Below are 11027 nucleotides of genomic sequence, written 5' to 3' on the forward strand. Positions count from 1 at the left end.
TCCGTCCATGACCGAATCCGAAGCCCTGGCCCTTGCCTCGCACCGCCACTACAAGGGCGGCCTGTACCTGTACGTGGGTACCGCCCGCCATTCCGAGACCGAAGAGTCCATGGTGGTGTACGAACACCTTTGGCCGCACGAGCGTGGTTTGTGGGTACGGCCTGCCACGTTGTTCTTCGGTCAGTTGGCCGACGGCTCGCCGCGTTTCGCGCCGTTGCGCGCGGCGGAGTAGCGCGGTGACGTTCTTCAATCGGCGGCCGCGGACCAGTGGCGGAGCGTCGCGTGCGGCGGTCAATCGGACGCAGGCCGCGGCCGCGCTGGAGTCGGCGCTGCAGGCGTTGCGCGGCCCTTTCATCGTGGCCGACTTGGAAACCACCGGGCTGTCCACCTCCACGTGCGAGATCCTGGAATTCGCGGCGGTCCGCGTCGAAGCGGCCGGCACGTTGGCGCGCGAGTACACGCAGGTGGTGCGCACAAGGTCGCCCGTGCCGTCTTTCATCACTCGGCTGACCGGCATCACGCAGGCGGAAGTCGACCGCCACGGCGTGCCAGTGGTGCAGGCCTTTTCGTCCTTCCTCGAATTCGTGGAAGACTTGCCCGTGTTCTTCCACAATGCCTCGTTCGATCGGCGCTTTCTGGGCGCCGCGGCCGACCTGACAGGGCTGCCGTTCGCCAACCCTACGCATTGCACGCTGGCGCTGGCCCGGCGTGCCTGGCCCGAACTGCCGTCTCATAAGCTCGAGATACTGGCGCGCCATGTGGGGGCGTCCGATCCCACCCACCGCGCATTGGCCGACGTGCGCACGACGGTGGCCGTGGCGTTGGCGGCCAGCTCGCGGCTGGCCGCGGCCTGACGGTCAGATCACTTTCTGTTCGTGGTGGACCTGGGGCGGCTCGACGAAGAAGCCGGCGACAAGTCGGCGCCATTCCTGGAAATCAGGCGATTCGCGAAAATCGACCATGTGGTTCTCAACCGTTTCCCAGTCGACCACCAGCGTATAGCGCTGCGGTTGTTCAATGCTACGGTGTAGCGCCATGCCGTGGCATCCGCGAGCACGCAGAAACAGCGGTTTGGCCTGTGCCACGCCTGCCTCGAACAGCGCTTCCTGCCCTTCGCGGACATGAATGCTGGCAATCTCCTGGATCATGACGGTGTCTCCGAACAATTGGGCCGGGTAAGGCCCGGCCGGCCGGAGTAGTATGGCTGAAAATTCCCATGTCAGCCTGTCCCGATGAATCTTCGAGCCGTCAAATTGACTCGCCTTATTGCCGTTCGCCTGCTGTGGTACGCGGGTATTGCCGTTATCGCCGTCATGGCGCTGGCGCTCAACACACCGTTCAGCGTGGCGGTGGTGTTGTCCGCGATCGCCCTCTATATCCCCCTCTCGGTGCTGTGCCTGCCATTGATGGCCTGGCTATGCTGGAGTCGTGGCTTGCGTCTTCCCGTGTCGGGCCGCCCGCCCGCCTGGCCTGCCGGGTTGGCCGGCGCGCTGGGCATCGCGCTGCTGGTCGGCTATCACGTGCGGTCCGATCTTGGCCTGGCGGAATGCGGCGTCCTGCTGGTGCTCGTCGCTGGCGATCTCTGGCTGGTCCGCCGGGAAGTCGTGCAGTTCTTCTCATTCGCACCCGCTGGTCCCGGCCAACCGTCAGCCTAAAGGCCATCAGCGGCTTGCCTACCGGCGAGCGCGCTAGGCAGCTTGTCCGAGCCAGCGGCGCGCCGCCCCATCCTTAAAGTTGAGCCCGCTTGCGTGATGCTGCCGCCAGCCACGCTTTTCATCGTCCATACGCATGGCGCGACGCCCGCGTTCTCGTCTGTTTTGCTCGCCGATTAACGGGTGGCCCTCGGCCACAAAGACGCGGTCACCCGTTTAACCGATACCGACTTGCCTAGGACGGAGCAATCATTCCGTACCAATACAAAAGTCCCACGCCACTCGTCTTCGTGCGGGCACGCGGGAGGGACGTAGCGGTCCGCGCCGGTCGGCCTCCGGCACCTGTGCATCCGCATGACGCGGATCAGGAGGAGCTCAAATGAAAAAGCTCGCAATCGTCGCAGCCATGACCTTGTTTGCCGCATCGGCCTATGCCAGCGGCCCAGGCATGCCTTCCGTGTCGATCACCGGCCATGCCGGCACGATCAATGGCACGGCGTCGTCAGTCTCCACCGGCAGTTCGGTGGTGGCAACCCAGGTCAACGGCTACGGGTCTTCCAGCCAGACCTCGTTCGGCGAAACCGGCGGCGTCGCACAAGTCGGCGGCACATTCAGCCGGGACGGCACCCAAGTGGTCACCAGTACGCGTCAATACGCCACCAGCGAATCCTACGGCAACGTGACGGGCAATGCGCCCATCATGGTGGGCGACAGCATCGCCAACGGCGGCGCGTCGTTCGGCAAGACGGACACGGCCGCGTCGGCGACCGGGACATTCGTTGCCGGCAATATTGGCGCGTTTGGGTCGATCGGCGGTGTCGGCGGGGTGGGCCACATCTCCGGCTTCAACCACTGACCCAATTATCCGGACGGCTTCGGCCGTCCGGTCGAGGGGACATCATGAAAACCATCGTGCTTGCAATCTCCCTGTCGCTGGCGGCGTGCACGGCCGCAGCGCAGACCAGTAACTCCAGTTCCACGACATCCGCGTCGTCGGGGTCGACCAATGCCGGCAATAACCAGGGCATCACGCTGAATTCCAACAACAGCGGCTCCAGCACCGTGAAGACGGTTCCGCCTGTGGGTGGCCAGAGCTTCTATGGTTCGTTCTCGTCGGACAGCTGCATGGTGTCGGCAGGCGGCGGGGGCTCCGTGGTGGGCTTCGGCATGAACGTCGCCATACCGATCGAAGACCAGAAATGCAGCCTGCGGCGCAACTTCGAACGCACGATGCAGGCTGCCGCTTCCACCAAGGACGCGGACCGCTCGCGCCGGTTGGAGACCGCGGCTATCGACATCCTGTGCCAGACCGACGACCGCACCAAGGCCGCGTTGGTGGCGCAGGGGCTCTGCACCAATCCCGCGCTGACCACGGCCGATCATCGTTTCGATACGACGGCGGTCGCGCAGACTTCGCCGACCACGACCACCGCCGTGGTGCCGCCCAGGCCTGTGCAAAGCCAGGCCAAGCCAGCCGCGCCTGCCGTGCAGGCGTATCCGATGCAAGCCGTTCAAACCACCGCGCTGGCGGCGCCGCCTTTGCGCAATCCCAGGCTCGAGCGACAGCAGTTCGCCGATCTATATTCACCCGGCTGACGCCAGGAAGCGCCAGCGCGGCAGAGCGTTCAGGTGGAGGCGGGCGGCGCAACGGCACCGGGCGCCGCCTCCGGCAAAGGCGCCGAGGCCAGCAGCATCGTGGGGGGCGAAGATACCTCCAGGCCCGCGTCATTCAAGCGCTTGAGCACCGTGAACAACATCGCGCTGCGCACGCCGTAAGCCGCGCGCGGCGAGGAAACGTAGCCCCTGGCGTTGAAGACCAGATGGCCGCCTTCGATGCCGTCCAGGAACACGTTGGGCGCGGGCGTCTCCAGCACGTCCTCGTGGTCCGCGAAGGCCTGCAAGATCAATTCGCGCACCTGCTCGGCGTCCGTCGACAACGGCAGGGGCAGCTTGATCTGCACCAGTCCCAAGGGATTCGACCGGGTGACGTTGCGCACGGTCTTGGTCACGAATTCCGAGTTGGGCACGATCACGGTCGACCGGTCGCCCATCTGGATTTCGGTCGCGCGGACATTGATGCGCAGGATGTCGCCTTCAACGCCGCCCAGCGACACCCAGTCACCCACTTTGACCGGGCGCTCGGCAAGCAGGATGAGGCCCGACACGAAATTCTGCACCACCGCTTGCAAGCCAAAGCCGATACCCACCGACAACGCGCTGGCAATCCACGCCACGCGTTCCAGGCCGATGCCGGCTGCCGATAACGATAAGGCGACGGCCAGCACAAACCCCGCGTACCCGAACAAGGTCGCGGCCGACAACTGCATGCCCGGATCCAGTTCCGTGGTCGGCAGGTAGCGGTTCGACAGCCAGCGCTTGAGCATCTTCACGCTCAGCAGCGACAGGCCCAGCACGATCAGCGCCTGTAGCACCGCGCCGGGGCGGATCTGCGCCTCGCCGATCGCCAGGCCCTTGCGCAGCTGGTCAAAGCGTTGCACCAGATCGGCCGGCCCTTCGCCGAAAGGCGCCAGCAGCAGAATCACCGCCAGCAACCCGACGGCCACTCGGCCGATGCCCGACAGCAGCACGGCCGCCTGGTCACGCAGGCTGGGTCCCTCGTTGTCGCCTTCGCGGTGCGACGTGCCCAGCAGCGTGCTGAACCCGTCTTCGATCAGCGTCGACACCAGATAGGCGGAAGCCAGCACGATCAGCGTCCACAGCACTTGCTTGGTCAGGAAGGCGCCAAAGGCCACATATCCCGCCAGCAAGCTGCCCAGGCCCAGAATCAGCACCGCCCACACCGTGCCCAGCACAAGCGACGTCCAGAACGGAGCGGGCGCGTCGTTTTCCAGGATGCTCTGGCGGCGCAACCTCCGGCAGATACCCAGCACGATGGCCATCATGATCATGATGATCGCGGCGACGATGCCGGTCAGCGTGATCGTTGTCGTCAGGCTGGCGTTCAGCAGCACCGGCAGGCGTTCGGCCAGCCAGATCATCACGACCAGCGTGCCCAGCAGGTTGGGCAGCCAATTCAGGCGCGTCGCCACCGCGTCGCTGATGGGGGGCAGGCGCCAGGACGGGCGATGCGTCGATAGCAGCGCATTGCCCAGGCCAGACACGTAGCCGCCGAAGCAGACGGTCGCAACCAGTGTCGCCAGCAGGGCGCCCGTGTTGTCGGACAGCTGCGAATTCCAGTCCAGGCCGGCGTGGATCAATAGCGCGATCACGCCTGGCGTCGCGACCGACAGGGTCAGCTGGGCCACCGCCAGGAACGAGCGCCGCAGCCGGCCCGGGGGCACGCGTGTCGCGGTCAAGCGCAGAAAAAGCCGGCCAATCCAGATGCGCAGCGCGATCGTCAGCGCTGCCGCGACGGCCAGCAACAGCCATCCCCAGGTGGGCGTTTGCCGGATGGCGGTGGACAGGTCGTCGCGCAACGCTTCCAAGCGCTCGAGGTCACGCGGAAATTCCTCGTGGAATTCCACCCAGAATTGTTTGGACAGGAACGAGTCGCGCCGCTCGCCCATGCGTGCCTGGAATTGCGTGCGGCGTTGCGCCGAAATCTGCTCCGCGGTCTGTCCGGCGTCGACGGACAGCAAACGGGCCAGCTTGATCTGCGCATCCAGCGCGCGGCTACTTTTCTCCAGCTGCGCGCGCTGGGCCGCCACGTCGGGGGCTTCCTTGGCGCCTTCGGGGGGCGCGCCCAATTCGCTCAATCTTGCGGTCAGGCTCGTCAACTGGGGCGCCAGCGCTTCGGTGGCCGCATCGGCTTTTGACTGGATGTCCAGCGCGTCGCCGCGCTGTTTGACGAGCGTGGCGTCGTCGGTCTCGTCGGCGACGCGCTTGCGAATGTCGTCGATCTGCTTGCGCGCCGCCGCCAGCTGCGTCTCGGTTTCCGCCGGATTCGGCGGCGGCGCCGCGAAGGCTGGCATCAGACAGAGCGCCAACAACAACGCCGCGACAAGCGCGGCGATCTGGGGCGCATGAAGGCGCCGAATACTGAAGAACAGGGGGATGCGGATTTGGGTCATATTCTTGTGCGAGACACTCGCGTCGAGGCGGCAGCATAACAAGCCGCGGACCGGTCCGTTGCAACAAAAACACGTAGCGCGTCCCTAATTTATGGGTAGAGACGTCGAGGGCCTTTCGCCCATCCCCAGGGGGCAGGGAAACAGGGCCGGATCGGATGCCGGTCCCTCAGGGGCGCTGGCGGGCCGGCCAGCCGGCAATCCACGTTTACGAGGTCAACGTTTGGAATCAACTCGGGCGGGCTGGCGTGCCCCGGGAGGCCGGTTTTTTGGGCTTTCCCAGTACGGCGTCGCATACGTCCAGCCAGGCTCGCGCGGCAAAGGACAGATATCCGGATTGCAGCCAGATGTGGCCCACCTCCCATTGCATGCCCGACTTGGCAAGCTTCGCCGTGCTCAGGCCCCGCGTCTTCATGCGCTGCATCAGTGGTTCAGGCAGCAACGCGACGCCCAGCCCGGCAGATGCCATCGCCACCAGAAAATCCCAATGCGCGCTTTGCGCGGCGATGCCGGGCTGAAAACCTGCATCGGCGAAGGCCTGACGCAGGCGCCGGGTGACCGCGAAGTCGTCGGTGGGAATCAGCAGCCGAGCGTCTCGCAAGGCGCTCAGGGGCAGGGATGTTTTGCCCGCCCAGGGCGCGTCGGGTGGGCCGATCACCCATATTGGGTAACTGCCGAAGCGCTGGGCGGCCAGTCCACCGTCGGGCGCGATGGGCAGGATCGTCGCGCCCACTTCCAGTTCGCCGTTCGCGACCAGCGCTTCAACGGCTTGGCCCGTGCCCTCGCGCAGGGTCAGATGAATGCCAGGGTGTAGCTCCCGAAAGCGTTTCACAACCGGCGTGAACAGCAGATTGATCATCGGCGGGATCCCGACCTCAAGCGCGCCACGATCCAGGTCGGCGGTCTGGCGCAATTCTTCCGACAGTTGCCGCATGGTCTCCAGCACCTGGAGCCCGCGTTGGTACATGACGCGTCCGGTGTCCGTGGGGCGCGCCGTGTGACCGTCGCGGATCAACAGCGGCGTGCCTGCCTCTTCTTCCAATTGGCGAATCATCTTGCTGACGGTCGACTGCGTGACGAACAGCGCTTTGGCTGCGTGCGTGAAGCTGGCGTGCCGCACCGTTTCCACGAAATACCGCAATGCACGCACGTCCATGGCGTAAGGCTCCCTAGGCGCGTTGCGCGCAAAAGCGTCAATTGATGAAAAAAACGACTGATTTGAATGATTTTAAGTCATTACGAGATTTAAGCGCGCCTTCCTATACTGCGAAAAATTCGTCCTGGACGCGGCCACGCGCCACACCGGGATATCGGGAAACGCCGCGAAAGACGGCGCCCGGGCGCTGATAGGCGGCCCCGCCGCGCCCGGCCGCAAGCCGTTGGCCTTTAAATTTGGAGACTCCATGCACCTCGACCGTATCCGCCACCCTGGCTTGCGCGCCAAGATCACATCCGCCGATCAGGCGGCATTGCTGGTGCAGGACGGCATGACCGTGGGAATGAGCGGTTTCACGCGCGCCGGGGACTGTAAGTCCGTGCCGGCCGCGTTGGCGGCGCGGGCCCAGCGCGAGCCCCTGTCGATCACGCTGATCACGGGCGCCTCGCTGGGCCATGACACCGACAAGATGCTGGCCCAGGCCAATGCGCTGGCACGCCGCATGCCGTTTCAGGTCGACACCACGCTGCGCCGCAAGATCAATCAAGGCGACATTGCCTTCATCGACCAGCACCTGTCGGAAACCGTCGAGCAACTGCGCGCGGGCCATCTGGGCCCGATTAACGTCGCCATCATCGAGGCGGCCGCCATCACGGAGTCGGGCGCGATCGTGCCGACGATGTCGGTGGGAAACTCGGCTTCGTTCGCCCAACAGGCCGACAAGATCATTATCGAATTGAACGTGGGCGTGCCTGCCGCCATCGAAGGCCTGCACGACATCTATGTGCCCGCCGACCGTCCGGCACGCCAGCCGATCGGCCTGGTGTCGGTGGACCAGCGTATTGGCCAGCCCTTCATCGACGTCGATCCCGACAAGATCGCCGCTATCGTCATCACGCATGAACCGGACAGCCCGTCCAACGCCTTGCCGCCCGACGACGACACCAACGCCATCGCCAACCATATCAACACGTTCCTGCGAGGCGAAGTTGACGCGGGCCGGCTGACGAACTCCCTGTTGCCGCTGCAGGCCGGCATCGGCACCATCGCGAATGCGGTCTTGCACGGCTTCGAGTCGTCGGATTTCGAGAACCTGACGATGTACTCCGAAGTGCTGCAAGACAGCGCCATCGAACTGCTGGACCAAGGCAAGCTTGCCTTCGCGTCGGCTTCCTCCATCACGGTATCCAAGCCCGTCTACGACAAGATCCTGGCCAATATCGAGCACTATCGCGAACGTATCGTGCTGCGCCCGCAAGAAATCAGTAATGCGCCAGAGATCGTCCGCCGGCTGGGCATCATCGGCATCAATACGGCGCTGGAGTTCGATATCTACGGAAACGTGAACTCCACGCACGTCGGCGGCACGCACATGATGAACGGCATCGGCGGCTCGGGCGACTTCGCGCGCAACGCGCATCTTGCAATCTTCGTATCCAAGTCAATGGCCAAGGGCGGCGATATCTCCAGCGTGGTCCCGATGGTGTCCCACGTGGACCACACGGAGCACGACGTGGATGTGCTGGTGACCGAATGCGGCTTGGCGGACCTGCGCGGCCTGGCGCCGCGTGAACGCGCGCGCGCCATCATCCAGCATTGCGTGCATCCGTCTTATCGCGATGCGTTGCAGGACTATTTCGACCGCGCCTGCCAGCGCGGCGGTCAGACCCCCCATCTGTTGGAAGAGGCGTTTTCCTGGCATCAGCGCTTCAATGAAACGGATTCGATGCAGCCGGCGAAGGCCCCGGCGCGCAAGGTGGCCTGACGGCTCGCAATGTTGACTGCCGCCGCCGCGGCGTCCGCCAGGCCATGCGAGCGAAGCGTATCCTGGTCCGCGGGGAGTGCTCCCGCCGGTCGCCGTGTTTAGGTAGAGGTAAAGCAGCGAAAGCTGCTTTACCTTTTTTTTCGCCCAGGATCCAGGGGCGGAACATCCAGCTCGGACGGCGTGGTGACAAGCGCGCAACGAGACAGCTCCAGTTCGTCGCGTAGCCATTGCTTCAGGGCGACCAGCGGTGCCCATTCGCGCAGGCTGGGCGGATAGACCAGATGGTAAGTCTGCGCTTGCTCATACTGCACGCTCATGGGAGAAATCCGCACCAGGCGCCCGGCACAGAGGGCATCCGCGGCCAGTAGTTCGCGGCCTAGCGTAATGCCCAAGCCCTGCTCAGCCGCCTGCAGCATCATCCCCGCGTCATTGAACGTGGCCACCGGCGTGACGGGCGTGCGCAGGCCGGCGGCATTGAACCAGTGCTGCCACATTTCGCGTTCGCCCAGCAACGGCTGGCGGGCCAGCGTCTCGGGGGAATTGTCTTCCAACTGTGCTGCTGTTTCAGGTGACGCCAGCGCAATCAGCGGCAGCGGCATGTCGAACAGGGGCTCGGATTCCACGCCCGCCCAAGGTCCGCGGCCAAACCGCAGTGCGGCATGAAAGCCGTCACGCACCAGATCCACGACCTGCTGCGACGTCTCGATCTCCAGTGACAGGCCCGGGTTGCGCACGCGCCACCGCGCCATGCGGGGCAACAGCCAGCGCTGCGCAAAAGAAGGCAGCACCGACACGCGCAAGCGTTGCTCGCTACCCGTCGCGGCAGCGGCTGCGGCCATCACGCCCTCGTCCAATACGGAAAGCGCGCTTTGCACGCTGCACAGCAGCGCGGCGCCGGCGCTATTCAGGACGATGCCGCGCCCACTGCGTTCAAACAGCGGAAAGCCCAACTGTTCTTCCAGTCCCTTGATCTGTTGGCTGACCGCGCTATGCGTCAAGTGCAGCCGATCCGCCGCCGCGCGCAGGTTCTGCAATTCGGCGACGGCGCGGAAGGCGGGCAAGGTGTTCAGAGGCAAACGCATCAGAATTCTCGGAAAAATCGCATCTGGTTAGATTAACTGACCAATAACCCAAAAACAATTCGATTTTCAGGCGATGTCTGGGCGACTACGCTTACCAAAACGTCCAAGAGCCAGGAGCCCCTCATGTCCGCCCAAACCTGCACGTCCCCCGCATCCCCTTTCCGGCCGGAACGCCGCCGAGCCCAGGTTGCCTCGCCGCCATCGCCCGCCAACATCGGCGCAGGCCACCAGGGCAGCCAACACACAACAAATAAGCAGGACGCAGAGGGATCCCGCGGCTGGCTGGCCAAGGTCTGGGACGCATATTGCAAGCGTCGTGCCGAATCCCGCCTGCGTAACCTCGCCGCCGACATGGACCCGCACATCCTGCAAGACGTAGGGGCGCCCAACTGGCTGGTAAACGAAACCACCATGCAACGCGACCTCGCGCGCTTGAAGCATACGGACTACATGCGCTGGTAGCCGTGCCCGATCTCTCTATATATAGAGAGGATCAGGCGAGGGTGGCGGGATGGCCAGGAACGAACGCTGCGCAACGCCTCTATATATAGGCAGCGGCCACCTTCCCGTCTCTCAGCGAGAAATTGAAGGCGTCTTTGCTTCCGGCGCATGACAGCCCAAAAGTTGTGCTATAGTCTCGCTCCTTCGCAGTTCAGACAGTTTTTTGAACGGCGGGGCCAAGCAAGCACAACAGGCAAAGCAGGGCATCCCGGGGCAACCCAACGGACACTCAGCCAAGCCTGCCGCGATAGGGTTCAGAAATTAGAGCCCAGCGGTTATTGCAAGGATTGCGGCAAATCAGGCAAAAGCCAGTTGCGCAATCTGCAAAAATCGTGCTATAGTCTTGGGCTTGGCTGGTGATGACGATTCAGGGTTTACCCGGACCTAGTTGCTAGCCACCTGAAGTCGTAACCAACCCCTGATTCAGGGCTGCCGCGAAAGCGGCGGGGTTGCAAGATTGGATGCAAGTCAGGCAAAAGCCGGTTGCATAATCTGCAAAAGTTGTGTTATAGTTTCAGGCTTGGCAGTTGCCGAAAACTTAGGGTTTACCCTGATATTTCGATAGCTGCTAAAGAGAGCAGGTGAGAGTAAGCCCGAAGGGGTCGCAGGCAAGAAAGCGGGGCGCGAAAGCGAACAAGGCTGACTTGACAGGCGATAAAAACTCCTTCATAATCTCGCCTCTCTGCTGCTGAAAACAGCAAGCGACGCAAGGCAAAAGCCGAGCGAAGCGGGTGGGTTCAGCGAGGTAGCAGTAAAGAATTTAGCAGTACCGCTCTTTAACAATTAAACAACCGATAAGTGTGGGCGCTTGATGCGATGCACTGTGATGAAGTTGGGCGTTAA

At 63.7% G+C, this 11027-nt stretch carries 11 protein-coding genes; 7 read left to right on the forward strand and 4 right to left on the reverse strand.

Features of this window, described 5'->3' with window-relative positions:
* Window positions 1-7 precede the first annotated feature (7 nt).
* Window positions 8-232 (forward strand): DUF1653 domain-containing protein, encoded by a 225-nt coding sequence (locus tag ACE039_RS29730; protein ID WP_105557983.1) that lies wholly within the window; start codon window positions 8-10, stop codon window positions 230-232.
* An 85-nt stretch (window positions 233-317) separates the two neighbouring features.
* The gene (locus ACE039_RS29735; protein WP_485811927.1) at window positions 318-854 is read left to right on the forward strand and encodes a 3'-5' exonuclease; all 537 of its coding nucleotides are present in this window, start codon (window positions 318-320) and stop codon (window positions 852-854) included.
* Between the two features lie 3 nt (window positions 855-857).
* Here ACE039_RS29735 and ACE039_RS29740 read toward each other — a convergent pair whose 3' ends face one another.
* Complete coding sequence (locus ACE039_RS29740; protein ID WP_310030740.1) at window positions 858-1148, reverse strand: antibiotic biosynthesis monooxygenase family protein; 291 nt, start codon at window positions 1146-1148, stop codon at window positions 858-860.
* Window positions 1149-1253: 105 nt separating this feature from the next.
* On the opposite strand from ACE039_RS29740, the gene ACE039_RS29745 reads away from it, so the two are divergent.
* The 3 genes from ACE039_RS29745 to ACE039_RS29755 all read left to right on the forward strand — a co-directional run bounded on the left by ACE039_RS29745 (window position 1254) and on the right by ACE039_RS29755 (window position 3248).
* Entirely contained in the window at window positions 1254-1655 is a 402-nt protein-coding gene (locus ACE039_RS29745; RefSeq protein WP_448709455.1) for a hypothetical protein, read from the forward strand.
* Window positions 1656-2031: 376 nt separating this feature from the next.
* On the forward strand, window positions 2032-2508 hold the full coding sequence (locus tag ACE039_RS29750) for a hypothetical protein (protein WP_485811921.1): 477 nt from the start codon (window positions 2032-2034) through the stop codon (window positions 2506-2508).
* A 44-nt stretch (window positions 2509-2552) separates the two neighbouring features.
* Window positions 2553-3248, forward strand: coding sequence for a hypothetical protein (locus ACE039_RS29755; protein WP_448708528.1), 696 nt, complete (start codon window positions 2553-2555; stop codon window positions 3246-3248).
* Between the two features lie 29 nt (window positions 3249-3277).
* Here the strand turns inward: ACE039_RS29755 and ACE039_RS29760 are convergent, their stop codons facing one another.
* Window positions 3278-5683: a DUF3772 domain-containing protein gene (locus ACE039_RS29760; RefSeq protein WP_485824134.1), complete on the reverse strand. Its 2406-nt coding sequence runs from the start codon at window positions 5681-5683 to the stop codon at window positions 3278-3280.
* 226 nt (window positions 5684-5909) lie between these two features.
* Window positions 5910-6836 (reverse strand): LysR family transcriptional regulator, encoded by a 927-nt coding sequence (locus tag ACE039_RS29765; RefSeq protein ID WP_105557978.1) that lies wholly within the window; start codon window positions 6834-6836, stop codon window positions 5910-5912.
* 247 nt (window positions 6837-7083) lie between these two features.
* Between ACE039_RS29765 and scpC the strand changes: the two genes are divergently transcribed.
* Window positions 7084-8601, forward strand: a complete 1518-nt coding sequence (gene scpC / locus ACE039_RS29770; RefSeq protein ID WP_485824135.1) for a succinyl-CoA:acetate CoA-transferase ScpC — start codon at window positions 7084-7086, stop codon at window positions 8599-8601.
* Window positions 8602-8729: 128 nt separating this feature from the next.
* Here the strand turns inward: scpC and ACE039_RS29775 are convergent, their stop codons facing one another.
* Complete coding sequence (locus ACE039_RS29775; protein WP_448708531.1) at window positions 8730-9683, reverse strand: LysR substrate-binding domain-containing protein; 954 nt, start codon at window positions 9681-9683, stop codon at window positions 8730-8732.
* Between the two features lie 123 nt (window positions 9684-9806).
* On the opposite strand from ACE039_RS29775, the gene ACE039_RS29780 reads away from it, so the two are divergent.
* Window positions 9807-10145 carry a hypothetical protein gene (locus ACE039_RS29780; RefSeq protein ID WP_485824136.1) on the forward strand — a complete coding sequence of 113 codons (339 nt, stop codon included), beginning with the start codon at window positions 9807-9809 and terminating at the stop codon, window positions 10143-10145.
* Window positions 10146-11027: the final 882 nt, after the last annotated feature.

The sequence above is a fragment of the Achromobacter maghribensis genome, assembly GCF_057334215.1.